The following is a 26,769-nucleotide window of genomic DNA, read 5'->3' on the forward strand; positions in this document are numbered from 1 at the left end:
ACGCTATGATGGTATATCATAGCGTTTTTATTTTATTATTTAATTCAATGTTGATTGTGATTCAACAAAGTGTGCTGTTAATAAACGACTAGCTAAGAAAATTATTGTGCCAACGATGAGACTTGATACAGTGACATCGCTCAGCCAATGCGCACCAATACGTACACGACTTAAACCAGTTAAAATACCCATTGCGATACCAAATATTGTCATTTTCTTTTGTAAACTAATATTGCCTCGAGGAACGAAGAAAGTTAAGTATAAGAATAACCAACCAGACATTGTGTGTCCAGAAGGGAAGGAGTTGTGACCATTAGCACCATTCAAATGATACCAAGGTGTGAACTCACTCATTGTTTGGCCAGACACAGTTGTCATTTCATACGGGCGGAAACGACCCCATAATGTCTTCATTTCACCTATTGTTGTTTGAGCAATAAAAACAACGACAATACCAATGAGAGCAGCATTTAACAAATAATTAATATCTGAATCACTTTTACTACTAATCCAATTGAAGAAGATAAAAGACAGCAGGATAGTTAAAGCGAGAGCTAGACCCCATCGGAGTGGTTCAGGGTAGTTTACAACTGCTGAAGTATTGTTTGCTACGCCCATTGGAATACCTTTGGAAATGTTATTGAGCATAGAATAGGTATAGCTTAGCATGTCTTGTAGTACAGCTAGCATCTGATTAAATGCAAAGACTAATGCACCAACAGTCATGATATATCTTACGATATTTTCTTGAACACGGCGCCAAATGGTCCACGCAATAATTTCAAAGGCAGAAAATAAAACGATACCTGCCCCTTGATCAGCATAATTCTGAAAAATATTGCCAAATATTGAATTTTGATTCATGATTGCTGAAGTTATATTTTTATCAAAAAAAGTTGCAATTAACAAACTTATTAATCCGATCACTAACAGAATGATCAGTGTTTTTTTCTCACCAGTTGTTGTTTCAAAAGTATCTTTATCATCATGCATCAAATTTACGTTATTAGTAGACCCGGTCCATTGCATATTGTTTATCCTCCAAATTGTTATCTTTAGTTTATTGCTCGAATATTGATATAGCGTCAAGATTATGTAAAGACCTATTAAAATTTTTAATTCATGACAACTTTGAAATATGTCAATAAAAAAGAATGCTTTTTAGCATTCTTTTTTTATTGATGTGAACAGTGATTTTTGATGAAAGTCAATTTTTTTTTCATATCTTTTGGTTGATTTTAAACATAATTTGGTGCAAAGTTTGTTGTTCTTCAATAGATAAAACTGAAATAGCATTCAAGAAGACTTGATCAAACAGTTGATGATTTTTTTCACAATTTTCTTTCACTTTTTGATCAAGTTCTAAAAAAGACATGCGTTTATCTGTTTGAGATGGTCGCTTAACAAGATATTTTTCATCGACAAAACGGTGGATAATTCGGGTAGCAGCTGGTTTAGATATTTTAGCTTTATCAGCAAAGCTGGTTACTGTTGGATCTTCTAGAGAATATAGAAGATCAATATAATATTCATCGTTTGCAGATAAGTTTTGAAAAAGATTGCTATTATCTAATTTTTGTTGATACTGCCACAACACTTTATCGTGTAATTCTGAAAAAATGTGACCTATAGGTTTCATAATGTTTCCTCCAAGATACGGTTAACAAAAGTACTTACCTTCATTAAATACATCCATAATCATTTAACTTGTCAACTGATTATACTGTATTTTTTATGAATAGGTACGTTTATCTAATATAATTTTTCCGTATTCGTTTTACTGTTCATTTGAAACTTCTAAGCGTATAATTATTACATTGAAATCAAGAGAGTGAGATGCATTTTGAACGAAAAAATTAAACAAGTTGAAACGCAGTACTTGAACAAAACCCTCAAGAAGATGAATCAATCGCTGATTGATACCGAAGCTGAGATAAAACGTACGAATAAAAATATTCATGATGTTTCCAAAAGTTGGGGTGATGTACGGCTGAAAACAGACACTTACTCTGGCATTGTTGAAACGGCTATGTCAGTACGTCAACAACAACAAATGCTTGCTGAGCGTGAGAATTCAAAAACACGAGCAGAGGTACGATTAGAAACATTAACAAAACAAATTAAAAAACCATATTTTGCGCGTATAGATTTTAGTGAATCTGTTAGTGAAAGTGGCGAAGCAGAGACAATTTATATTGGACTCGGCTCTTTTAATGATGATGATAATAATTATTATGTGTATGATTGGCGTGCACCAGTAGCTTCAATTTATTATGATGGTGGTATTGGGGATGTTGAGTATTTAACGCCGGATGGTTCACAAAGGGCTCATGTGACCCTGAAACGACAATTTCAAATTGAAGATGGTGTTATTGTGACACTTTTTGATACCGAAGAAGCGATTGGTGATGCGATGTTGATGAACGCTTTAAATGGTGAATCATCAACAAAAATGAAGTCAATTGTTACAACTATTCAAAAAGAGCAGAATAAAATCATTCGTAATACAAATGCTGATTTGTTATTTGTTCAAGGCGCAGCCGGTTCAGGTAAAACAGCAGCGGTTTTGCAACGCATTGCTTATTTGCTTTACCGTTACCGAGGAAAGCTGACTAGTGGACAAGTAATTTTATTTAGTCCAAATCAGCTATTTAATGACTATATTGACCAAGTTTTGCCAGAATTAGGTGAGCAAAATATGGTTCAGATGACATTTTACCAATACGCTTCACGTCGTCTACCCAAAATTGCTGTTGAAACGTTACAGGAACGTTTTGAAATTGATACGGCAGATAGCAAAATGTCACTTCTTAAGGGAAGTTTGATGATGTTTAAGGCTGTTGAAGCTTATGCTGACAGCTTGAATCGTAATGGTATGAAATTACGTAGTATTGTATTTCGCAATGAACCGCTTATTCCTAAAGAACGTATTGCCGAAATTTACTACCAATATAATGAAAATTACAAGCTTAGTCAGCGTTTAGAAGCAACACGTGATACGCTGATGAGGATATTGAGCAGTCGCCTGGGTACGGAAATGCGTAAAGACTGGGTAGACCTTGAAATTGAAAATCTATCTAAACAAGAATACGATGAGATAGTTGGGGCAGGGCGTGTACGAATGGGTGATGATGAGGAAGCAGATGCTGCTGCCATTACACGTCGTACACAACTTGGACAAGGGGAAAGAGAACGTGAATTTTCTAGTGAAAAAGCTGAGCGAAAGTTTTTGGCAAAACAAATAGTTACACGAGCGCTTAAGCCTATAGCGCGTCAAATTCGACGTGGTAGTTTTTTGAATATTAACGCACAATTTGTCGATTTTATGCGCCAAGCACACAAATATATTGATTTGTCAGTTTATGGTATTTCTAATGAAGCTTGGCAGGAACATGTTGAACAATTGATTGCTCATTTGAAAGATCATCAATTATCGCTAGCCGATACAACAATTTATCTTTATCTTTATGATTTAATTACAGGTAAACATGGAGAACGTGACATTCGCTTTTTGTTCATTGATGAAATTCAAGATTATACCCCTTTCCAATTAGCATTTTTGAAATTTAGTTTTCCATTAGCAAAATTCACGGTATTAGGTGATTTAAATCAGGCGATTTTTACAAAGGATAATGCAACAAATTTAAGAGAAGATTTTGCAACATTATTTAATCCTGAACGAGTTGAAAATGTCCAATTAACACAAACTTATCGTTCAACGCAACAAATCACTGATTTTACAAAGGATATTTTAATTGACGGTCAAAATATTGATGCATTTAATCGCAAAGGTGAGAAGCCGCTAGTTCGTATTGGTCAAAATGAAGCCGAGTTGTTGAAATCGTTAAAAACACAATTGCAAAATAATGTGAGAGAACAAGAATCAACAGCTATTATTACGAAGACATTGGCTGATGCTAAAGCGTTAATGCAAAAATTGGGAGATAAAACAGTTACGCTGATTCAATCCGAAAATCAACGTTTAGCTACTGGCACAATAATCGTGCCATCATATCTTGCTAAAGGGCTAGAATTCGACGCTGTAATTATCTGGCATGCAGATGCTACGAGATATTATGATGATAGTGAACGGCGTTTATTATACACAGTTGCTTCAAGAGCCATGCATCGTTTGACACTTGTTGCAGAAAAGCAATTAACACCACTACTAAATAATGTTTCAAAAGAACTTTATGAGGTTCATAGATGATTGATTTGTGTCAATTAATTGAAAAAAAGTATACAGCGCCCTTTATGGCTATTGGTATTTCGGGATCGGTGGCTGTTGGTAAAAGTACCTTTGCAGATAATCTAGCCAGCGAACTAAATCAACATGGTTTAATCACAACGGTGATTAGCACTGATGATTTTTTAATGTCTAATCACGAATTAAATAAGTATAATTTGTTTGATCAAAAGGGTTTTCCACAAACGTATCATATAGATCAATTGATACAAGTAATAAAAAAATTTCGTGCTGGGGAAAAGTCAGTTAATATACCAGTTTATACACAGGAACTAGCTGATATTCATCCAAATAAAATGCAAAAAATTAGTTTACCACATATTTTAATTGTAGAAGGCGTTACGGCCTTACAGCTGCCAGCAGAACAGTTGGATTTAAAGATATATATAGAGGCTGACTTAAAAAATATTAAAAAATGGTATTTATCTCGTACGCTTGAAGTAACGGCATTAGCTAAAAATGATCCTTCCAGTTGGCGGTATAAGTATGCCAATATGCCGTTAGATGAGTTTACAGATGTAGCGATGCAAGTTTGGGAACAAACTAACCAGAAAAATCTTGACGAGTATATTCTGCCTACAAAGTATCACGCTGATGCAGTAGTGTATCTGGATAAACAGCATCAGGTGCTTGAAATTGAATTAAAATAAATAATAATTGTCAACTATGTTGACAATTATTATTTTAAGCGTAAAATAAGCACTTGAAGTTAAATAGTAGCAAATTCTTTTCTGTAAATAACAGAAAAGAATGAAAGGATTTACACATGTCAGATACAATTACAGATACACATGGTAAAAGCGTTAACCGCTTAGCCATGATGCTTGTCTTATTAGTTGGTGTTTTTGCCGTGATGTTAATGCAAACATCACTTGGTACGGCACAACCAGCTCTTATGAAAGCTTTTGATGTCAATGCTTCTACTGTACAGTGGCTTACAACAATCTTTTTGATGGCAAACGGTATTATGGTGCCAGTTTCAGCCTTCTTAACGACTAGAATTCCAACGAAAACGCTGTACTTATCGGCTTTGATTCTGTTTACCGTGGGTACTTTTACAGCCTTCATAACACCAACAAATGCTTTTTGGTTATTGATGGTTGCCCGCGTTTTACAAGCGATGGCTGTTGGTGTTTTGATGCCATTGATGCAAGTTGTTTCACTAACATTATTTGATGCGGAATCTCGTGGAAAGGCCATGGGTCTTGGTGGTTTAGTGGTTGGTATGGCACCTGCTATTGGACCTACGTTATCGGGATGGATTTTAGAAAAAGATCATACTTTCCTAGGTTTTACATTACAAAATTCATGGCGTTCAATTTTTTTGATTGATTTACCAGTTGTGATTATTGTCATTATTGCATCTTTCTTTGTATTCCATGATGTTTTACCAACAAGAAATATATCTCTTAATGTGCGTTCATTAATCGAATCAACATTTGGGTTTGGATTATTATTGTTTGGATTTGCAATGGTGTCAACACATGGCTGGAGTGACTTTGGTTGGGTTATCGCACCATTAGTAATTGGTATTTTGATTATTGCAGAGTTTATGTGGCATCAAACGAAAATGGAAAAGCCATTTTTGGATATGTCGGTGTTTAAAAATAAGCAGTTTACGATTACAACAATGCTGGTTTCTTTGGCTATGATGTCAATGATTGGTGTTGAGATGATTTTACCAATTTTTTTGCAAAATATTCGCGGAATGACACCCCTGCATTCAGGATTAACATTATTGCCTGGTGCATTGATGATGGGACTTGTTTCACCAATAGCTGGTGCATTTTATGATAAACATGGCGCTAAACGTTTAGCTATTACCGGCTTTTCAATCTTAATTATAGGTACGTTGCCATTATTTTATATGACAGCAGATACTCCGTCTCTTTATATCACGGCATTGTATACACTACGTATGTTTGGTATTGCGATGACGATGATGCCACTGACAGCTTCAGCAATGGGGGCTTTGTCTCCAGAAACAGCGGCACAAGGAACGGCAGCTAACAACACAATGCGTCAAATTGCTTCATCACTAGGAACAGCAATTTTAGCGTCAGTCATGCAATCTGTAACAGATGCTAACAAGCCATCATCAGCTCTCAAAGGACAAAATCCATTAGAATGGGCACAAAAAACAATTGATGCGACGTTAAATGGTTTCCATGCATCATTTTTGTTAGCTTCATGCTTTGCAATTCTAGGTGTTTTGATTGCATTTACTTTACATAGTGGAAAAGTCAACACACCGTCGAAGATGGAGGCATCAAAATGATTATTTTAATTATGGCAATCTTTGCTATTTTGGCTTTCTTGGCAAATATGATGTTAGAAAACCGAATAATTCGTATTACAACAACGGCTGTTATGTTTGTGGGACTAATCATTTCGGTAATTGGTATCATAGCAAATATGCATGATCACTATGGTATGAAACAAGTAACTACAACTGAAAAAAAGCAAATATATACGGCAGGTGGCGCTAATCAAGGCTTTGGAATATTACTTTATCAAGGAATTGGTTCCAACGGTGAAGAAAATGTTTATATTTACAAACATTCTGCTAAGACTACGAAAAACTATGTAGCAAAGCCTAATCTTAAGACAACATCTTCAAGACAAAGTATTTCGGGTAATAAGGCGTATAAAATAACAAAAACTACGCGATGGGTTTATAAAAATAATACGTACAAACTTTTGTTTGGCATTGCTGACAATAATAAGACTGTTAAGCATAGACATACAACATATCAGGTACCGGAAACTTGGGTGGCTTTAACAACAACTCAAGCAAAATCATTATCTGCTAAAATGGCTCCAAAAAATGATGCGGAAAAGATTGCTGCTGCCGAGAAGCAAAAACAATTATCAGCATTAGCTCAAACTAATCCTGATAAAGCAGCACAACTACAAGTTCAAGCTATTAAGGCTGCTTTGAATATAAAAGGGGTTTAATTAACGATTATAATTAGTATGCTTAATACTTGCTAATTTTTATAAGTGTGGTACACTATAAGAGTAATAAAAGTTTTTGATTTTGATTTGTTTTTCTCGGAAGGCGCTCAGTACCAATTATTTAAATTACGAACAAATACACTTGGTGAGCACACCAAAGGAGAAACATATCATGGAAAAAGGCACAGTAAAGTGGTTTAACGGAGAAAAGGGTTACGGATTCATCACACGTGAAAGCGGCGAAGATGTATTCGCACATTTCTCAGCAATTCAAGGTGACGGCTTCAAGACTCTTGACGAAGGTCAAGCAGTTACATTTGAAGTTGAAACTTCAGACCGCGGTTTGCAAGCAACTAACATCGTTAAGGGTTAATTCCTTTCCAAACACACAACTTCGGTTGTGTGTTTTTTTGTATCATTAAAACGTGGTATAATATAGCTGTTATATTAAACACAAACTAAGGAGTTTAGCACATATGGCTAAGTTAGTATTAATTCGTCACGGACAAAGTGAATGGAATGCATTAAACTTGTTTAATGGTTGGATTGACACAAAGTTGTCTGACAAAGGCGTTGCTCAAGCTAAAGAAGCTGGTGACCTTTTGGCTGCTGAAGGTATTCAATTCGATCAAGCATATACATCAGTATTGACACGTGCAATCCAAACATTACATTTTGCTTTGGAAGAAGCTGGACAATTATTTATTCCGGAGGCAAAGTCATGGCGCTTGAACGAACGTCATTATGGTGCTTTGCAAGGTCAGAACAAAGCCGAAGCCGCTGAAAAGTGGGGCGATGAACAAGTTCATATCTGGCGTCGTTCATACGATGTTCTACCACCATTGTTGGACTCATATGACGAAACAATGACAGTTCAGGGGAAGACATATCCAGCCTTTGATCGTCGTTATGCTGATGTGCCTGAGGGAGAATTACCATTAGGGGAAAACTTGAAGATTACTTTGGAACGTGTGTTACCTTTCTGGGAATCAGACATTGCAAAAGATTTGAAAGCCGGCAAGAACGTTGTTATTGCTGCCCACGGAAATTCATTGCGTGCATTGGTTAAGCATTTAGAAAATATCTCTGATGATGATATTTTAAATGTTGAAATTGCTAATGGACAACCATTGGTATATGACTTGGCTGATGATTTGTCAGTTGTATCAAAAAAGACACTTACAAAGTAACTAAGTAATAAAAGATGTACGATATCATGGTTGATGTCATACATCTTTTTCTTTAATATTACAACATTATTTTTGAATTTTGTTTATAATAAAATGAGTATATTTTATAGGAGAACCCCGTATGTCACAAAATCAAAATAATGCGATTTATGATCTTCATGATAAACCACCGTTTTTTACATGGTTAGGACTATCATTACAGCACTTATTTTCAATGTTTGGTGCTACAGTGCTAGTTCCGCTTTTAGTTGGATTAAATCCAGGTGTGGCCTTGTTTACCTCAGGCGTTGGTACATTACTTCACTTACTTATCACACGTGGTAAGGTACCGGCATACATGGGATCAAGCTTTGCTTTTATTATTCCCATGGCGTCTTTGTTAAAAACGATAGGTTATCCAGCTGTTGCACAAGGAATTATTTCAGTTGGTGTTGTATATCTTATTGTGGCATTTATTATTACTTTTACAGGTACTAATTGGATTGAGTATATTTTTCCAGCTGAAGTTGTTGGCCCTATTATCATGGTTATTGGTTTGAGTTTGGCTGGCTCTGCAGCAACTTCAGCCACTGCTTTAAATGGTCATTATGACGTTCGGGTATTTACAGTGGCTTTAGTAACCTTGTTAGCAACGATTGCTTTTAACATGTTTTTAAAAGGATTTTTAGGCCTCTTGCCAGTTTTGTTGGGTATTATTTTTGGTTATATTGTTGCTTTGATTGTCGGTTTGGTAGATTTGAGCCCAGTTTCTGCAGCACATTGGTTCCAATTACCTACCTTTGAAACTTTTATTGGAAAAGATGGTTTCGTTTTTTATCCAGCTGCTGTGTTGAGTATGGCACCTTTAGCATTGGTGACTTTGTCTGAGCATCTAGGACATTTAATGGTTCTATCAAAGATTACTGGCACAGACTTTTTTGAAAATCCAGGTTTGAAGCGTACCTTAACGGGGGATGGTACAGCTTCTGTTGTGGCTGGATTAATTGGTGGACCGGCAGTAACATCTTATGGTGAGAATATTGGTGTGATGCAGTTAAGTCGTGTCTATTCAGTTTGGGTTATTGGCGGGGCAGCCCTTTTTGCAGTTATTTTTAGTTTTGTGGGTAAGCTTTCGGCGTTAATCTCAACTATTCCAGGCGCTGTTACTGGGGGTGTAGGCTTTATGCTTTATGGTGTTATTGCTGCCGCAGGTTTACAAGTGATAGTGGATAATAAGGTTGATTATAGTAAAAAACGTAATTTGATGATAGCAGCCCCTATTTTAGTAGTTGGGATTGGAAACTTTCATTTGCAACTCAGTACACAAGTTGATTTTTCAGGTGTGGCAATTGCCACAGTATTAGGAATTATTCTTAATTTGATTTTGCCGAAAGTAGCGGCTAGTGAAAAATAAAATACATCAAACTAAAAGCAGAATTTTTGAGTTCTGCTTTTTAAAAATGAAATTTTGCTAATTTGGTAAAGATTTTAAATTTTATGCTACGAATATCTATTGTAAACGTATACATTTTAAACTAAATAAAAATCATGAAAAACGTTAGTATTCTTATATTTGGGGCGAAATAACTTAAGTAACAACGTTTATCTTCGATAAAATAAAAAGTTTGTGAAAAACATCGCGGTAAACAGTTGAAATTCAAAATGAAAGGCGTATCATATATTCTATGTTATGACGAATAGCCGATTTCGACCATTTCGCCAAATTATATGAGAAAGGAGAAGGCGCATGGATGACCCAACGGCAACGTTTAAGTTTCTTGGTCTAACCTTTGATTGGACAACGATTATTTCAACGTTGCTGGCTATGGCAATTGTTATCATTGTTTCAATTGTATTGACCCGGAAACTTAGTGTAAAGCCTAACAAACGGCAAAATGCAATTGAATATTTGTTAGATTTTACCAATGGAATCGTAGACGGGCAACTAACAAAGAAGCAAGCACGCCAATTTGGTTTGTTTGCATTTACATTATTTTTCTTTATTGTTGTCTCAAACGAAATGGGCTTGTTGCTACAATTTAAACTTGGCGATGGTGTGACTTATATTAAGTCACCAACTGCTGATCCAATTGTAACGATGACGCTTGCAATTATGTCGTTAATGGTTGCTCACGGTATGGGTGTTCAAGAACTTGGATTTAAAGGTTATATTAAGAACATGTTCTTCACCCCATATTCATGGATGCTTCCGTTGAATATTATTGAACAATTAGCCAATTTCTTGACGTTGTCACTGCGTTTGTTTGGTAACATATTCGCCGGAGAAATGTTACTAACGCTCGTGGCTAACAGTTTGGCCTGGCCTGGGCACTTTAATGGGCTCTGGTCAGTGCTAGCATTGCCGATTGAAATGGTCTGGCAAGGCTTTTCACTCTTCATTGGTGGTATCCAGGCATATGTGTTTGTCATCTTGACTGGTGTATTCATCTCACAGTTGTCGGGTAATGAATAAGAGTGTCCTAGCAAATGAGATTTGTGTTACAGAAGCACTGTTTAAGATAATGATTCTATAACACGAGTTGGTTTGCTCACAAAACGCGAGAGCGTATCATCTAAATAGTATAAATGCATACGTTTGAAGTAAGTCATTCGTATGCGCTACGAATAAGGAGAAATCTAATGGATTTGCACAATCTTGGTGTAATCGCAGCAGGTCTTGCAGCTGCTGGAGCTGCCGTTGGTGGTGGTATTGGTAACGGTGTTTTGATTTCACAGTTCTTGGCAGGCATGAGCCGTCAACCAGAACTTGAAGGCCGTTTGTTGTCACGTATGTTCTTGGGTGTTGCGTTGGTTGAAGTTATGCCAATTTTGTCAATTGTCTTCGCCTTCATGTTGATGGGCAAGTAATCACACAATAGTAGCGGAGGAAAATCATGTTGGGAACAACAACATTAGCAGCGCTTCCACTTGGAAATATGCTGTTTATTATCATTGCCTTCCTCTTGTTGATGCTCATTTTGAAGAAGGTGGCCTACGGACCATTGACAAAAGTTCTTGATGAACGTGCTGATAAAATTTCTTCTGACATTGACGGTGCTGAGGCAGCTCGTCAAGAGGCAGAAGAATTAGCATCGCAACGTCAAGCTGAATTGGCTGAGACACGTCAAAATGCCACAAAAGTGGTTAGTGATGCTAAAGCAAGTGCACAAAAGCAAAGTGACTTAATTGTTGCAGCTGCTAATGATCGTGCTGCTTCAGTTAGCCAACAAGCTCAGACTGATGCACAAAAGCTCAAGGAAGACGCAATTTCTGGTGCAAAAAACGATGTTGCAGCCCTTTCAGTGGCAATTGCTTCAAAGTTAATGCAAAAAGAATTATCGTTAAATGATCAACAAGCATTAATTGATGCTTACATTTCAGATTTAGAAACTAAATAAGGAGTATTGGGATGGCAAAAAATATTAAAGATATTGCTGACCAATACGCCAAAGCAATTTTTGAACTTGCTGGCGATCAGGATAACGTTAACGAAGTTTTACAAGATTTACGTGCAATTAAAACAGTACTTAATGAAAATAAAAATTTTGTTACTGTTGTATCATCAGCAGATGTTACAATTACGTCACGTGACGACTTGTTAAAAACGTTAACAAGTGACAGCACAGATTCTGTTAAAAATCTTGTTAAGCTGTTACAAGCCAATAATCGTTTAGATGTTTTGTTACTTGTGGTTGATGAATTCATCAGCTACTATAATGAAGCGAACGGAATTGTAGATGTTAAGGCAACTACAGCTGTATCACTCGATGATGGACGTTTAAATAAATTGGCCTCGGTTTTCGCATCAAAGACAGGTGCAAAACAAGTTAATATTGAGAACGTTGTTGATGAAAGCATCCTTGGTGGTGTTATCTTGCAATCACAATCAACTTTGATTGATGGTAGCTTGCAGACGAAAATTGCCAAAATGAAGGCACAATTATTAGGTTAGTGAGGAAGAATAATGGCTATTCAAGCTGAAGAAATTTCTGCTTTAATTAAGCAACAGCTCGAAAAGTTCGACACAACGCTAACTGTAGAAGAAGTGGGAACTGTTACCTATGTTGGTGATGGTGTGGCCCGTGCAACTGGCTTGGCTAATGCCTTGGCTGGTGAACTTGTCGAATTTGCTAATGGCACTTACGGCATGGCCCAAAACCTCGAATCAAGCGAAGTTGGAATCATCATTCTTGGTGGTTTTGATGACATTCGCGAAGGTGACACAGTAAAGCGTACTGGCCGTATCATGGAAGTGCCAGTTGGCGAACAATTAATTGGACGCGTTGTTAACGCCTTAGGTCAACCAATCGATGGATTGGGTGAAATTAAGACAGAGAAAACACGCCCTGTAGAAGTAAAAGCGCCTGGTGTTATGGAACGTAAATCAGTTTTCGAACCATTACAAACAGGTATTAAAGCGATTGATGCCCTCGTTCCAATTGGACGTGGACAACGTGAGTTAATTATTGGTGACCGTAAGACTGGTAAAACATCTTTGGCCATCGATACAATTTTGAACCAAAAAGATCAAAACATGATTGTTATCTATGTTGCCATTGGCCAAAAAAATTCAACTGTGCGCGCACAAGTTGAAACTTTGCGTCAAATGGGTGCGATGGATTATACAATCGTTGTTAATGCTGGGCCTTCAGAGCCAGCACCAATGTTGTACTTAGCTCCTTATGTTGGCGCAGCCATGGGTGAGGAATTTATGTACAACGGTAAACACGTTTTGATCGTGTATGATGATTTGTCAAAGCAAGCTACGGCTTACCGTGAGTTATCATTGATTCTTCGCCGTCCGCCAGGACGTGAGGCCTATCCAGGTGATGTCTTCTACTTACACTCACGTTTGCTAGAACGTGCAGCTAAGTTGAGTGACGAACTAGGTGGTGGTTCAATGACTGCTTTGCCATTTATCGAAACGCAGGCCGGTGATGTTTCTGCGTATATTCCAACAAACGTAATTTCTATTACTGATGGTCAGGTGTTCTTGGATGCCGATCAATTCTATGCTGGTGTTCGTCCCGCTATTGATGCTGGAACTTCTGTTTCTCGTGTCGGTGGTGACGCACAAATTAAGGCTATGAAAAAAGTTGCTGGGACTTTGCGTTTGGACTTGGCATCATTCCGTGAGTTAGAAAGTTTCGCACAATTCGGTTCAGATTTGGATTCAGCAACACAAGCAAAGCTTGCTCGTGGCCGTCGTACAGTTGAAGTTTTGAAACAACCATTGCATAAGCCTATGCCAGTGCAACATCAAGTCGTTGTATTGTACGCCTTGACCCATGGTTACCTAGATGATGTAGCTGTTTCAGACATTGAAAGATTCCAAGATGAGCTAATTGCTTATGTTGATGCAAATGCTTCTGACTTATTCAAAACAATTGTTGAAACAAAGAACTTACCTGAAGAGGCTGATTTAAATGCAGCAATCGAAGCCTTCAAGGCTGGATTCGCTGGATCTGAATCAGCAGAATAAATGGAGGCGCTGTGATGGCTTCTTTGCAAGATATTCAGCGTCGTATTTCATCTACTAAAAAAACGCGTCAAATTACGAGTGCCATGCAAATGGTCTCAACAGCAAAATTAAGTCAAATTCAAAAGTATAGTACAGGATATGGCGAATATGCAGCACGTCTAGAGGCTGTTGTTGAACATTTAGTGTCAGCACATCTTTTTGATAACGCAGATGCTGATCATATTCCACTAATTGCACAACGACCAATTAAAAAAACAGGTATTTTGGTGGTAACCTCAGACCGTGGTTTAGTTGGATCGTATAATGCTAATGTCATTAAACAAACCAATGATTTAATGAAAAAATTGAATTTAGATACAAGTAATACAGTTATTTTGGCTGTTGGTGGCAATGGTGCCGATTTCTATCGTAAACGTGGGTTTGAAGTTATTTTAGAACACCGCGGTGTTTCAGATGTTCCAACTTTTAATGAAATTCGTTCAGTAGTTAAAACAGTTACAAGTCTTTATGAAAATGAGGTGTTTGATGCACTTCATGTTGTTTATAATCATTTTGTGAACCGTTTGACTAGTGAATATAGAGATGTTCAATTATTGCCATTAACTGGTGAGACCTTGAATGCAATGGGTGGAACTGAAGAACAAAAGGCAGAACTTTCCGTTCAGTCTACATATGAAATTGAGCCTGACACAACGGCAGTATTAAATGTTGTTTTGCCACAATTTGCGCAAAGTTTAGTGTATGAAGCGGTGCTTGATGCAAAAACAGCGGAACATGCTGCTTCATCTACAGCGATGAAGGGGGCGACTGACAATGCCAAAGACCTTATTGGTCGTTTAGAGTTGCAGTTTAACCGTGCACGTCAAGCAGCGATTACGACTGAAATTACTGAAATTACTGGTGGTATGGCAGCGTTAGAGTAAGTTAACGGCCGTACATCTTATAATAAAAATATGCACATTTATTTGTGTAGGAATGTATTTGGTATAGTAAAACAAATAATTATCAAGCCCATTTATTTGGATATTTGTTTTGTTTACCATGTATGTAAAAATTGAAAGGAAACGACAATGAGTACTGGAAAAGTCGTACAAGTGATTGGTCCGGTCGTCGATATTGCATTTGAATCAGGACAAGAAGTTCCTGATATCAATAACGCCCTTGTAATTGATAAGGGCGATGGGCAATCATTGACAGTTGAAGTATCTTTGGCTTTAGGTGACGGCGTTGTCCGCACGATTGCCATGGACTCAACAGACGGGCTCCAACGAGGCATGGGAGTAGTTGACACTGGTAATCCTATTGAGGTTCCAGTTGGTGAAGCTACACTTGGTCGTGTCTTTAACGTATTGGGTGAACCTGTAGATAATAACGGTGCAATTGCTTCTGATGTTCGTCGTAGCTCAATTCATCGTGAAGCACCCAAATACGATGAGTTGACAAGTTCAACAGAGATATTGGAAACAGGTATCAAGGTTATTGACCTACTTGCTCCGTATGTTCGTGGTGGAAAAATTGGTTTGTTTGGTGGTGCTGGTGTTGGTAAAACAGTTCTAATTCAGGAATTGATTCACAACATTGCGCAGGGCCACAATGGTATTTCAGTCTTTACTGGTGTCGGAGAGCGTACCCGTGAAGGTAATGATATGTACCATGAAATGGAAGAATCAGGCGTTTTGAAACAAACAGCCATGGTTTATGGTCAGATGAATGAACCACCAGGGGCACGTATGCGTGTTGCCTTGACAGGTTTGACAATGGCTGAAAACTTCCGTGATAATGAAGGTAAGGACGTGTTGTTGTTTATCGATAACATTTTCCGTTTCACTCAGGCTGGTTCTGAAGTTTCGGCTTTGTTAGGACGTATTCCATCAGCCGTTGGTTATCAGCCAACATTGGCAACAGAAATGGGCCAATTGCAGGAACGAATTACTTCAACTAAGAAGGGTTCAGTTACTTCAATTCAAGCCGTTTATGTGCCTGCCGATGATTATACTGATCCAGCGCCTGCTACAACATTTGCGCATTTGGATGCAACAACTAACTTGGAACGTGCGTTGACACAACAAGGTATTTATCCTGCGGTTGATCCTTTAGCATCAACTTCATCAGCTTTGGATCCACAAATTGTTGGTCAAGAGCATTATGAAGTTGCTACTGAAGTACAACGTACGTTACAACGTTACCGTGAATTGCAAGATATCATTTCAATTTTGGGTATGGATGAATTGTCAGATGAAGAAAAAACGACTGTTAATCGTGCACGTCGTATTCAATTCTTCTTGTCACAACCATTCTCTGTTGCTGAGACTTTCACTGGTATTAATGGTGAATATGTACCGGTCGCTGAAACTGTGCGTTCATTCAAAGAAATTTTGGATGGTAAGTATGATGACTTGCCAGAAGATGCATTCCGTAACGTTGGTGCGATTGAACAAGTCGTTGAAAAAGCCAAAACAATGGCCCAATAAGGGGGTATTGACATATGGCAGATGAAACAACAACTGCAACAAATGGTATTACTGTTCAAATCGTGACACCTGTTGGTGAAGTTTACAATGAAAGTGGCATAGATATTGCTGTTGTCAATACTCAAGGTGGTCAAGTTGGTATTATGGCAAAGCATGTTCCAGTATTAGCAGCGTTAACAATTGATGAGCTAATTGTAAAACGTGGTAATGATAGAGAATCATTAGCTGTGAATGGTGGTATTGCTGAATTCTCTAACGATACATTGACAGTCGTAGCCGATAGTGCTGAAACTTCAGACGTAATTGATGTATCACGTGCTCAAAGCGCTAAGGAACGTGCGGAAGCACGTTTAGCTCATGCACAAGATGATCATAACGATGCTGAATTACGTCGTGCACGAATCGCTTTGATGCGTGCCGTTAACCGAATTCACGTTGCTGCTTTGAAGTCAGGCAAATAAAATAAAAACTCTTGAGATAATTATCTCAAGGGTTTTTTGTATAAAAAAGAAATTGTAAATTTTAAAAGTAGTATGTCTTTTTATTTAAATACAAACGTTCGGTTTTATATTTTATTTTCAGTCTATTGTTCGTTTATAACGAACAATTTTTATAAAAATGAGTAAATACTTAATTAAAAAATAGTGAAAAAAAGTATTTTTTTGGTAAAGTAGTATATGGACAAATAATATAACTTTTTTACATACTTTTGACAAAAAAAATATATTGTTTGTGTAGACTGGATTAAGTAACAAGTTGTTACTAAAACGAGAGAGGCCAATACTGGCAACAGGAGAACTGAATCATGAAACAAACTGCTAAGCAAGTTGTTCGTTTAGGTATGCTTTTAGCTATTGCTTTGATTGCATCTGCAACATTTAACATTAAGAATGTTCATGCTGATAGTAAGACAATTAATAATTTGAAGATTTACTTTGTTCCTTCAAAACAACCGGATCAAATTGTGACTGCCACTAAGCCCCTTAAAGGTTTATTGAAAGCTCAGTTGAAAAAACAAGGATACAATGTTAAGAATGTTGATATCAAGGTTGGTACAAGCTACGAAGCAGCTGGAGAAGCTTTGTCATCAGGAACTGCTGATATTGGATTTATTCCCGGTGGAACTTATGTCATGTATGACGATGGTGCTGAAGTATTGCTTACAGCAACAAGAGCAGGATTGAATAAAGATTTCACATCAGCAAAAAAGTGGAATGATGGAAAAGCAACTGAAGCAACGGATAAACAAGCTTCAACTTATCGCTCATTATTTATTGCTGGTCCATCGGCCAAAGGCCAAGAATTAGCCAAGAAAATTAATGCTGGTAAGAAATTGAGTTGGAAAGATGTTAATTCAGCTAAATGGGGATTGTCATCAACAACTTCATCAGCCGGATATATTTATCCATCATTATGGTTGAATAAGAACTATAAGAAGACAGTAACTGATTTGTCTAATACTGTACAAGTTGATTCATACGGTTCAGGAATGGCTCGACTTGCTTCAGGTCAGATTGATATTTTGCCAGTCTATGCAGATGCACGTCGTGACTTTGCTGATGCTTGGACAAAAGACTATAAACAAGAAAAGTCAATTTGGGCAGAAACGAATGTTATTGGTGTATCACAACCAATTTATAACGATACAATTTCAGTTTCAAAGAAATCTAAAATAATGACAAAGCAGTTTAAGAGCGCTTTGTCAAAGTCATTTATTAAATTAGCAAAGACAGACGAAGGTAAAAAAGTGATTGCCATTTACTCTCACGAAGGCTATGTTAAGGCAAAGTCATCTAATTATGATGGTGAACGTGAAGCGCAAAAAGTATTAAAAGAATCAACAAAGTAATGATAAGCGGCTTGATAGCTGCTTTTTGTTGCTTATGGTGCCAAATAAAGGCGCCAATACATAAACTATTGTAGGAAGAAAAATATGATTAAATTTGAACATGTTTCAAAAGTTTATCCCAACGGCGTGAAGGGGTTACAAGATATTAATTTAGAGATTGAAGACGGGGAATTTGTTGGTATTATTGGTATGTCTGGCGCTGGAAAGTCAACCTTTATCCGCACAATTAATCGTTTGAATAGCATTACTGAAGGTAAGTTGACAGTTGATAATATAGAAATTTCACACTTGAAAGGTAAGGAATTGCGCCGTTTTCGACGTAAAGTAGGTATGATTTTTCAATCATATAATTTGGTGCCACGTATTAGTGTTATTCGGAATGTGATGAGTTCTTTAGTACCTGATATGTCAATGTGGCGAGTTGCTTTGGGATTGTTTTCCAAAGAAGATAAAATTCGCGCTCTAGAAGCATTGGATCGTGTTTCAATGTTAGATAAGTCTTTTGTTAGAACTGATCAATTATCTGGTGGGCAACAACAACGTGTTTCATTAGCACGTACATTAGCGCAAAATCCCTCTGTATTACTTGCTGATGAGCCAGTGGCAGCTTTAGACCCTGTAACTGCGCGTGAAGTAATGGATGACTTCAAGCGTATCAACGAAGAATTAGGTCAAACAGTTTTAATTAATATTCATCATGTTGATTTAGCTTTAGATTATGCGAAAAGAATTATTGGTATTCGAGCCGGGCGTGTTGTTTATGATGGTCCAGTAGCGGGCGTTACGCAAGAGATATTAGATCAGATTTACGCAAAAAGCGAAGGTGAAAATAATGAGGTGGTATGATAAATTATTTAAACCTAAAAAATTTACTTTAACTAATGGTAAAACAGTTAGTCAGAAGTTCACGAGAGCACCGCTAATTCTATTACTGTTATTAGTGGTTCTGATTATTTCTGTAGTTGTGACCGGTTTTAGTTTACCTACATTATTTACTAACTTTACTCAGTTTTGGATTGTTTTTGCTGATTTATTTCCACCTAAGTGGTCATATTTTCCTTCAGTATGGCAACCATTAATTGATACAATAAAAATGTCATTCTTTGGATCATTTTTTGGCGCATTATGTGCTTTACCTTTAGCTATTTTATCTGCAAATAATGTGACAAACAGTAGAGTTGTTAATTTAGTAGCTCGTTTTGTTTTGACAATTATGCGGACTTTACCAACATTAGTTGCGGCATTAATTGCAACATATATCTTTGGTTTAGGTACATTCGCTGGTACTGTGGCAATTTTTATATTTAGTATGTCTTTTGTTGGTAAGCAGCTTTTTGAGTATATTGAAACTGTTAATATGGGTGCTTATGAAGCATTAATTGCCACTGGTGCTAATGCTCCACGTTCTTTTGTAACAACAATTTTTCCACAAATATTGCCTACATACTTATCCACTTCGCTATTTGCTTTTGAAGGAAATGTTCGTTATGCTGCAATTTTGGGGTACGTAGGTGCTGGTGGTATTGGTATGATTTTAAATCAAAAAATTGGCTGGCGTGAATTTCAAAGTGTTGGTATGATTTTGGTATCACTATTTGTAGCAGTTGTTCTCATTGAAACATTGAGTCAACAATTAAGAAAATACTTGAGTTGAGGAGAACAATATGAATAAGAAACTAGAAGATGTTCTACTGACACAACCCAAAAGAGCGAAATACTATATTACTGCAGCAGTGCTTGTATTGGCCATGTTGATTTGGTCTTCATCTGCACTAAATCAAATGCATGTAACATCCAAAGGGTTAAGCATAGGCTGGAATATATTAGAAGGTATCATCACACCTGATACTACGCTGTTATTTGGTGGTGGTGATAGTGGTGTAGCTTACCTAATCTTACAAACTATTTCAATTGCCTTTTTAGGTACAATTGTTGGTGCATTTATTGCAGTGCCACTATCATTTATTTCTGCTACAAATATTGTCCCAAAGCCAATTGTGGTTATTACACGGTTTGTCATTATGGCCATCAGAACAGTACCTTCACTGGTCTATGGTTTGATGTTTATTAGAGTAACTGGGCCGGGACCATTTGCTGGTGTAATGACTTTAGCAGTCGTTTCTATTGGTATGATTTCTAAGTTATTTATTGAAACGATTGAAGATTTAGATTCAGGCATTTTAGAATCATTAGATGCAGCAGGTAGTACACTGTTCCAAAAAATTCGTTATGGTGTACTTCCTCAGTTGAGTTCTGATTTTATTTCTATTTTAGCGTACCGTTTTGATATGAATTTGCGTGAAGCCACTATTTTGGGATTAGTCGGTGCTGGTGGTATTGGTGCGCCAATGATTTTTGCGATGAGCGGATACGAATGGCATAAGGTCGGTGCAATACTTATTGGATTATTTATTTTAATTTTTGTGATTGAATACCTATCTGATAAGTTACGTCAATATTTATTACATGGTTAACTTGATGTAGTACTGATATAGTCAGTGCTACTTTTTTTAAAAAAGGACAACTATTATGAAACATTTTAAAATATATTACACTTCTGATGTACATGGTTATTTGTGGCCAACCGATTATATTCAGAAGACAGAACAAAATCAGGGTCTAATCAATGTCGCTGAAAATTACAAAAAAGATGGCAATACGCTTATTATTGATGGTGGAGATATGTATCAGGGATCCCCACTTATGCAATATTTAAAAAAGAATGACGAAGGCGATCCTGTTTCAACTATGATGAATATGGCAGGTTATGACTATGTTACATTGGGGAACCACGATTTTAATGATGGGTTCGATGTTTTGAAAGAAAGATTATCGCACTTGAATGCCACGGTAATTGCAGAAAATGTTACTGATGAACAGGGGAATTCATTATATCCGGCTCAAATCAAGACACTAGCTGACGGTACAAAAATTGGTTTGATTGGACTAGTCACAGACTATATTAATATTTGGGAAGACCCTATGCATTTGTCAGGGATTAAGATTGAATCACCACTAATAAAAGCAGTTAAAACAATTGAACATTTAAGAAAAGAAGCTGATATTGTGATTGGTATTTATCATGGTGGATTTGAACGAGACTTAGCTACTGGAACAGTAGTGAGTCATACGACTGAAAACATTGCGTGGCAACTGACTGAAAAATTGGATTTAGACATTTTGTTAACAGCGCATCAACATGCTGCAGTTGAACCACAATTCATTAATGATACTTTAACGCTACAATTACGTAATCAAGCAACATCGTATGCCGAAATTGATGGAGAATTTACTGATGATAATTGGCATTTTTCAGCACAAATAAATTCTGCAGGAGAAAAGAGTAATACTGACATGAAATCAATATTACAACCAATCAATAACAAAGTAGAAAAATGGTTAGATCAGCCGTTAGCTAGGCTGTCGAATCCTGTAGCTATCGAAAAACCAATTAATTTAGCCCAATATGGCAATGATTTTTTACGTTTGGTTGCAAAGGTGCAGTTAGTTGCTTCAGGAGCTCAAATAACATTGCAGGGGCTTAATAATAATCCTTCATATTTACCTCAGGAAATGACATTACGGTCAATTTTACAAAATTATCCATTTGATAATAGTTTAGTGGTTAAGAGAGTTAATGGTAAAGATTTACGATCAGCCTTGGAGCATACTGCTCGTTATTTTGTTATAAATGATGGTCAATTAGCATTGAACCCTGATTGGTTGAGTCCTAAGGTTGAACATTATAATTACGATTTAGTGTATGGCTTAACGTATACGATTAATGTCAACCATCCATTTGGAAAGCGTATCACTGAGTTCAAGTATAATGGTAAAAATATTGCAGACACTGACGAAATTACTGTAGCCATGAATAATTATAGGGCAGTTGGTGGTGGAGATTTTCCAGAATATGCAAAAGCACAAACTATGTGGTCAGGAGACCAATCAATTCAAGATATGATTATAGCTTATATAGGTCAATATAAGGAGTTGCCAACGGAGCCTAAATTGCAGTTAAGTGTAACATATTAAAATGAATCTAAATATTAAGATTTTTATAAGACATTATAGAATATAAATGTATAGTAAATAATAGTATGTAATATTCTTGATATGTTACAGACGTTTGCTTATTATATTAAGCGACTAAACTAATACTCGTAAGTTAATTACATGCGATACATCAATTCGGTTGTATCCATTTCCAACAGATAATTTAGGAGTACAAACACTATATGTTTAATATTACAAAGACGTTGACAATCGCTGCTGGTTTTGCCGGTGCCTTAGCATTTGGAGGAGCACATGCAAGTGCTGATACAACAGATTATGTTGTTCAATCAGGTGACACACTGAACAAAATATCAGCAAAGTACAATGTATCAGTTGATACTATTGCTTCACAAAATAATATTTCAAATGTCAATTTAATCATGGTTGGTCAGAAGTTGAGTTTTGGGACATCAACGTCAACATCAACAAGTACACAAACAGTTGCTACAGATAATACTGCATCAACAAACACAACAGATACAGCAGCATCAACACAAGAAACATCTTCAACTACGAATGTAGTAGCATCAGCACAAGTTGCATCAACTACTACTACACAAACGACTTCAACATCATCATCTTCAGAAACAGATGCTTTGAATGCTTTGATTGCTCGTGAATCAAGTGGAAATGTCAATGCTACAAATGGTGATTATTATGGTCTTGGACAATTGTCTAGTCAAGCACGTGCCATCTATGGTGGTAATACGGCAGATTATAATGACCAATTGAACGCTATGAAGGCTTATATTGCAGCGCGTTATGGTACTGCTGTAAATGCTTTGGCACATTCAAACTCAACTGGTTGGTATTAATTCGTTAGTTTTATAGAAATAAAAATCGCCTAATGGCGATTTTTTTCGTTATAATAAGTTTATGCAAATAGATTACGATTTTTTAGACTCATACACATTTTCAAAGAAAAAAATGATTGTTAGAAATCATGCCGTAATGGCCCCTACTACATTAAGGAGTTCTCTCGAGGATGGTAGTGTTTCTGACAATGAAATTAAATATTACCAAATGCGTTCTTCAGGCCCTGGTATGGTTATTGTTGAAGCTGCTCATGTCAACCCGTTAGGGAAAGGATGGGAGGGCGGACTTTCTATTGCTGACGACGATAAAATAGCAGGATTATCTCGTTTGGCTAGAACTATTCAATCAGGTGGTGCTAAAGCAATTTTACAAATATTTGCCGCTGGAAGACAAACAAACCAAAAAATTTTACGAGGACTTGAGCCTGTTTCAGCATCAGCTCAGCCATATCCACATGGTAATCATGATATACCTCGTGCACTGACTCATGCTGAAATTGCACAAACCATTGATGACTTCGCATTAGCAACTAAGCGAGCTATTCTGGCAGGATTTGATGGCGTTGAAATTCATGGGGCCAATCTGTACCTTTTACAGCAATTTTTTTCACCGGAGAGCAATAGACGGCAAGATATTTGGGGTGGTTCTGTAGAAAAAAGGATGCGATTTGGTTTGGCGGTTACAGCTAAAGTAGCAGATACTATCAAAAAATATGCAGATCGTCCATTTTTATTAGGCTATAGACAATCACCTGAAGAATCAACCAAACCGGGTATAAGTTTAAATGATTCACTATTGTTTATGCAAAAGCTAGTTAAATTACCGATTGACTATCTTCATTTATCATTGAAAGATGCTTTTCAAACACCATTCCGAGATACGGAAGACAAGCAATCAATCATTAATCACTATACTAAAGTTTTACCAGCTGATATACCATTAATGGTAGCTGGATTAGTTAAACGACCTGAGCAAGTTGAGGAGTTATTAGACGAAGGCGTTACGTTTGTTGCAATGGGGCGCGCATTAATTATAGAGCCTAATTGGGTGCAAAAGGTAAAGATAAATGATGAAAAATCAATTCATTATGCCATATCACCAGTTGATTTTGAATTGTTAGGTATACCCGACCCTCTGAAACAGTGGCTCATGACACGTTTTAAAAATGGATTCCCAGTGACAACGGATATCGAATTCGATCCCAAAGAACCCTGGAAATACTATAAAAATACACCGATTCAACCGAAAAAGCCAATTGATCCAACAAAATTAATGACACTAAAAAAAAGGGTTGACGACCGTTAGTATTCTTGATATACTAATATAGTTGTTTGGTTAAAGCAAATGACAAATTGATCATGGCTCGTTGGTCAAGTGGTTAAGACGCCGCCCTTTCACGGCAGAATCGAGAGTTCGATTCTCTCACGAGCTATTAAAAGTCACAACTTCGGTTGTGGCTTTTTTTGTGCATAAAAAAAGCGTTAAGAAACGCTTAGGAATGCTTATGATTTACAGTAGATTTAATAGCGTCATTTATAATTTGGTCAAAATACTTTTGATCAAAGTTGCCAAAATCAGTTCGTATTGATCTGCTAGGAGAAGTAATGTTAATTCATCAAAGTTAAAATATTATTGTTTGATTCTAATAAGGTATTGGGTGTTCCCAGAACAGTCTGGGTAGCTGTTCTAGAGACCATTACTGCATTTGATTCACGAGTAATACCGATTTGTGTGATGGTAACAATAAATTTAAGGACGAAATCTGGATCTGATTCTGCAATTGCTGAATCAATATTTGTTAAAGAATGAACGTTAAATGCTGTGGAGAAGAACTCTTCCGAACCAGAAATAATAATTTGCGCAAGAAATTAAATTACTATCTTACCATTTAAATCTAGTGTAGCCTAACATAGATTGGCCCCCATGTTATTAGTACTGAAGAAACTTTAGTTCATAATTAAGACGGCCTTAACTTTTAATGGTTAGCATCAGGACTAATAATATTTTTTTGAAGGTTTATACGTCACGCACCTTCACTTTTAGTAATGTGGTTAGGATTGCCGCTACTAGCATTAAAATAGCTGCAGTAAGGAAAGTAATTTGGATACCATGTAGATCAACTAGTGTTGTACTTAGTTGTGAATGTTTTTGACTGTAATTAACTGCACTTTTAGTCATGATTGTGACTAGTGTAGCTGTACCAAATGAGGCGGCTAATTGCCTAATAGTGGTAAACATAGCAGAACCATCTGGAATAAGAGTTAGTGGCAAGGCATTAAATGCTTCAGTTTGAATTGGCATAATAACTAATACTAATCCAAGCTGGCGAATAAATTGCCCCAGAACAGCAAGCCACAATGAACTTGCTAGTGTTAGAGAGGCTAAAACAAATGTTCCGATTGCAGTAACAATAATACCAATTTGAGTTAGGTATTTGGCACCGTATTTATCGTATAAACGTCCACTCCACGGTGAAAGAAAAGCGGTAATCAATGCCCCTGGGAACAAGACTAATCCCGACTGAAAGGCTGTTGTACCACGAACGTTTTGCATATACAGTGGTAGCATAAGCGCGCCACCGTACATGGCCATCATTAACACAACATTAATTAAAATAGAAACGTTGAATTGGCGATATTTAAACACTGACATATTTAATAGTGGAGTGTTAGTAGTATATTGATGCCAAATGAATAGTGCAGTAACGATAATTCCAACTAGTACAAATCCCCATACTGTAAATTCATTCCAGGGATTTGCTCCGGCATTAGAAAAACCATATAGCAAAGAACCTAGTCCGATGCTAGAAAGTACAACACCCAGAAAATCAAATCGTAATTTTTTTTGTTGACCAATGTTTTTGAGTAAGAAGTAAGCTAATATGAAATTAGCAATAATTAGAGGAGCAACAAGATAAAACAAGAAGCGCCAATTGAGGTTAGTTACGACAAGTCCTGATAAACTAGGACCCAAAGCTGGTGCAAAATTAAGTGCTAAACCGATTGTTCCCATAGCAGAACCACGTTTACTAGGTGTAAATAAATTCATGACCACTACGTTCATTAAAGGGCCAAATACACCAGCTCCTATGGCCTGAATCATACGCCCGATAATTAAAATAGAAAAGGTTGGTGCAAAACCAGCTATGATTGTACCAATAGCAAAGAAACCAGCAGCCGTCAAATATAAGGTGCGTGTTGTCAGTCGTTGGATCAGAAAAGCTGTTAATGGTACCATGACACCATTAACTAGCATATAGCCGTTTGTCATCCATTGGCCTAAGTTAGTTGAGATATTAAATTCATGCATAATATCTGGTAAAGCGACATTCATTAATGTTTGGTTTAAAAATCCTAAAAATGTACCAATGACTAGAATAGTTAAAATTGTTTTTTGTTTTTTCGTTATATTCAATGTGAGAACCTCCTTTATAATTTTTTATGAATAAATGCAAACAAAAAACCAGTATAAATACTGGTTTTTGAAAGTCAAATACAATTACTTTGTAGAAGGCAATTCTTCTGACTTACCTTTTGCCCATTGTTGCAATTTTGCAATAGCAGCTTGGCGTTGTTTCTTAGCAGCGCTATGACTAACTTTGCGGGCACGTGCAAATGAGTTAAGTGGCTTTTTTAATACCATGATTGTGCTCCTTTTTAATTCAATGATTTCATACAAATAATAATTATACGGCAAAATTTAACTGATTACAAGTGTTACAA

Annotated in this window: 26 protein-coding genes and 1 tRNA gene; 23 read left to right on the plus strand and 4 right to left on the minus strand. The window is 36.7% G+C overall.

Going from position 1 to position 26,769, the window contains the following annotated elements:
* Positions 1-39 precede the first annotated feature (39 nt).
* Together ESZ47_RS07730 and ESZ47_RS07735 are read right to left on the minus strand one after the other, a co-directional pair.
* Positions 40-1,029: a phosphatase PAP2 family protein gene (locus ESZ47_RS07730; RefSeq protein WP_148606303.1), complete on the minus strand. Its 990-nt coding sequence runs from the start codon at positions 1,027-1,029 to the stop codon at positions 40-42.
* A gap of 190 nt (positions 1,030-1,219) precedes the next feature.
* Positions 1,220-1,639 (minus strand): MarR family winged helix-turn-helix transcriptional regulator, encoded by a 420-nt coding sequence (locus tag ESZ47_RS07735; protein WP_148606305.1) that lies wholly within the window; start codon positions 1,637-1,639, stop codon positions 1,220-1,222.
* A 204-nt stretch (positions 1,640-1,843) separates the two neighbouring features.
* Between ESZ47_RS07735 and helD the strand changes: the two genes are divergently transcribed.
* The 23 genes from helD (at position 1,844) to ESZ47_RS07850 (ending at position 24,479) form a co-directional block, all read left to right on the plus strand.
* Complete coding sequence (gene helD / locus ESZ47_RS07740) at positions 1,844-4,210, plus strand: RNA polymerase recycling motor HelD (protein ID WP_148606307.1); 2,367 nt, start codon at positions 1,844-1,846, stop codon at positions 4,208-4,210.
* The gene (locus tag ESZ47_RS07745; protein WP_148606308.1) at positions 4,207-4,896 is read left to right on the plus strand and encodes a nucleoside/nucleotide kinase family protein; all 690 of its coding nucleotides are present in this window, start codon (positions 4,207-4,209) and stop codon (positions 4,894-4,896) included. The genes helD and ESZ47_RS07745 overlap by 4 nt, the downstream gene beginning before the upstream one ends.
* 116 nt (positions 4,897-5,012) lie before the next feature.
* Entirely contained in the window at positions 5,013-6,524 is a 1,512-nt protein-coding gene (locus tag ESZ47_RS07750) for an MDR family MFS transporter (RefSeq protein ID WP_148606310.1), read from the plus strand.
* Positions 6,521-7,204 (plus strand): DUF4811 domain-containing protein, encoded by a 684-nt coding sequence (locus ESZ47_RS07755; RefSeq protein ID WP_148606312.1) that lies wholly within the window; start codon positions 6,521-6,523, stop codon positions 7,202-7,204. The genes ESZ47_RS07750 and ESZ47_RS07755 overlap by 4 nt, the downstream gene beginning before the upstream one ends.
* A gap of 172 nt (positions 7,205-7,376) precedes the next feature.
* Positions 7,377-7,577: a cold-shock protein gene (locus tag ESZ47_RS07760; RefSeq protein ID WP_148606314.1), complete on the plus strand. Its 201-nt coding sequence runs from the start codon at positions 7,377-7,379 to the stop codon at positions 7,575-7,577.
* A gap of 103 nt (positions 7,578-7,680) precedes the next feature.
* Complete coding sequence (gene gpmA / locus ESZ47_RS07765; RefSeq protein ID WP_148606316.1) at positions 7,681-8,394, plus strand: 2,3-diphosphoglycerate-dependent phosphoglycerate mutase; 714 nt, start codon at positions 7,681-7,683, stop codon at positions 8,392-8,394.
* A gap of 121 nt (positions 8,395-8,515) precedes the next feature.
* Complete coding sequence (locus ESZ47_RS07770) at positions 8,516-9,787, plus strand: uracil-xanthine permease family protein (protein WP_148606318.1); 1,272 nt, start codon at positions 8,516-8,518, stop codon at positions 9,785-9,787.
* A 333-nt stretch (positions 9,788-10,120) separates the two neighbouring features.
* Positions 10,121-10,846, plus strand: coding sequence for a F0F1 ATP synthase subunit A (gene atpB, locus ESZ47_RS07775; protein ID WP_148606319.1), 726 nt, complete (start codon positions 10,121-10,123; stop codon positions 10,844-10,846).
* Between the two features lie 167 nt (positions 10,847-11,013).
* Positions 11,014-11,241, plus strand: a complete 228-nt coding sequence (atpE, locus tag ESZ47_RS07780) for a F0F1 ATP synthase subunit C (RefSeq protein ID WP_002815630.1) — start codon at positions 11,014-11,016, stop codon at positions 11,239-11,241.
* Positions 11,242-11,267: 26 nt separating this feature from the next.
* Positions 11,268-11,771 carry a F0F1 ATP synthase subunit B gene (gene atpF, locus ESZ47_RS07785; protein WP_148606321.1) on the plus strand — a complete coding sequence of 168 codons (504 nt, stop codon included), beginning with the start codon at positions 11,268-11,270 and terminating at the stop codon, positions 11,769-11,771.
* Between the two features lie 11 nt (positions 11,772-11,782).
* Positions 11,783-12,325 (plus strand): ATP synthase F1 subunit delta, encoded by a 543-nt coding sequence (gene atpH / locus ESZ47_RS07790; protein ID WP_148606323.1) that lies wholly within the window; start codon positions 11,783-11,785, stop codon positions 12,323-12,325.
* Between the two features lie 12 nt (positions 12,326-12,337).
* Positions 12,338-13,855 carry a F0F1 ATP synthase subunit alpha gene (gene atpA / locus ESZ47_RS07795; RefSeq protein ID WP_148606325.1) on the plus strand — a complete coding sequence of 506 codons (1,518 nt, stop codon included), beginning with the start codon at positions 12,338-12,340 and terminating at the stop codon, positions 13,853-13,855.
* Positions 13,856-13,869: 14 nt separating this feature from the next.
* A complete protein-coding gene (locus ESZ47_RS07800) occupies positions 13,870-14,778 on the plus strand; it encodes a F0F1 ATP synthase subunit gamma (RefSeq protein ID WP_148606327.1) in 909 nt (302 codons plus the stop codon).
* 147 nt (positions 14,779-14,925) lie between these two features.
* The gene (gene atpD / locus ESZ47_RS07805; RefSeq protein ID WP_148606329.1) at positions 14,926-16,326 is read left to right on the plus strand and encodes a F0F1 ATP synthase subunit beta; all 1,401 of its coding nucleotides are present in this window, start codon (positions 14,926-14,928) and stop codon (positions 16,324-16,326) included.
* 14 nt (positions 16,327-16,340) lie between these two features.
* Positions 16,341-16,787, plus strand: a complete 447-nt coding sequence (locus ESZ47_RS07810) for a F0F1 ATP synthase subunit epsilon (RefSeq protein WP_148606331.1) — start codon at positions 16,341-16,343, stop codon at positions 16,785-16,787.
* 344 nt (positions 16,788-17,131) lie between these two features.
* Positions 17,132-18,175, plus strand: coding sequence for a phosphate/phosphite/phosphonate ABC transporter substrate-binding protein (locus ESZ47_RS07815; protein ID WP_148606333.1), 1,044 nt, complete (start codon positions 17,132-17,134; stop codon positions 18,173-18,175).
* Between the two features lie 84 nt (positions 18,176-18,259).
* Positions 18,260-19,021 (plus strand): phosphonate ABC transporter ATP-binding protein, encoded by a 762-nt coding sequence (gene phnC / locus ESZ47_RS07820; protein WP_148606335.1) that lies wholly within the window; start codon positions 18,260-18,262, stop codon positions 19,019-19,021.
* Positions 19,008-19,829, plus strand: a complete 822-nt coding sequence (gene phnE, locus ESZ47_RS07825) for a phosphonate ABC transporter, permease protein PhnE (RefSeq protein WP_148606337.1) — start codon at positions 19,008-19,010, stop codon at positions 19,827-19,829. Before phnC ends, phnE (ESZ47_RS07825) begins: the two co-directional genes overlap by 14 nt.
* A gap of 10 nt (positions 19,830-19,839) precedes the next feature.
* Positions 19,840-20,649 carry a phosphonate ABC transporter, permease protein PhnE gene (phnE, locus tag ESZ47_RS07830; protein ID WP_148606339.1) on the plus strand — a complete coding sequence of 270 codons (810 nt, stop codon included), beginning with the start codon at positions 19,840-19,842 and terminating at the stop codon, positions 20,647-20,649.
* Positions 20,650-20,704: 55 nt separating this feature from the next.
* Positions 20,705-22,210, plus strand: a complete 1,506-nt coding sequence (locus ESZ47_RS07835) for a bifunctional metallophosphatase/5'-nucleotidase (RefSeq protein ID WP_148606340.1) — start codon at positions 20,705-20,707, stop codon at positions 22,208-22,210.
* Positions 22,211-22,413: 203 nt separating this feature from the next.
* Positions 22,414-23,046 (plus strand): LysM peptidoglycan-binding domain-containing protein, encoded by a 633-nt coding sequence (locus tag ESZ47_RS07840; protein ID WP_148606342.1) that lies wholly within the window; start codon positions 22,414-22,416, stop codon positions 23,044-23,046.
* A gap of 61 nt (positions 23,047-23,107) precedes the next feature.
* Positions 23,108-24,352 carry an NADH-dependent flavin oxidoreductase gene (locus ESZ47_RS07845; RefSeq protein WP_148606343.1) on the plus strand — a complete coding sequence of 415 codons (1,245 nt, stop codon included), beginning with the start codon at positions 23,108-23,110 and terminating at the stop codon, positions 24,350-24,352.
* Between the two features lie 55 nt (positions 24,353-24,407).
* Positions 24,408-24,479 (plus strand) — tRNA-Glu (locus tag ESZ47_RS07850).
* A gap of 584 nt (positions 24,480-25,063) precedes the next feature.
* On the opposite strand, the gene ESZ47_RS07855 is transcribed toward ESZ47_RS07850, so the two are convergent.
* Together ESZ47_RS07855 and ESZ47_RS09395 are read right to left on the minus strand one after the other, a co-directional pair.
* Entirely contained in the window at positions 25,064-26,461 is a 1,398-nt protein-coding gene (locus ESZ47_RS07855) for an MDR family MFS transporter (protein WP_148606345.1), read from the minus strand.
* Between the two features lie 84 nt (positions 26,462-26,545).
* Positions 26,546-26,689 (minus strand): hypothetical protein, encoded by a 144-nt coding sequence (locus tag ESZ47_RS09395; protein ID WP_002815612.1) that lies wholly within the window; start codon positions 26,687-26,689, stop codon positions 26,546-26,548.
* Positions 26,690-26,769 lie beyond the last annotated feature (80 nt).

Source organism: Leuconostoc litchii (assembly GCF_008107645.1).
GTDB lineage: Bacteria > Bacillota > Bacilli > Lactobacillales > Lactobacillaceae > Leuconostoc > Leuconostoc litchii.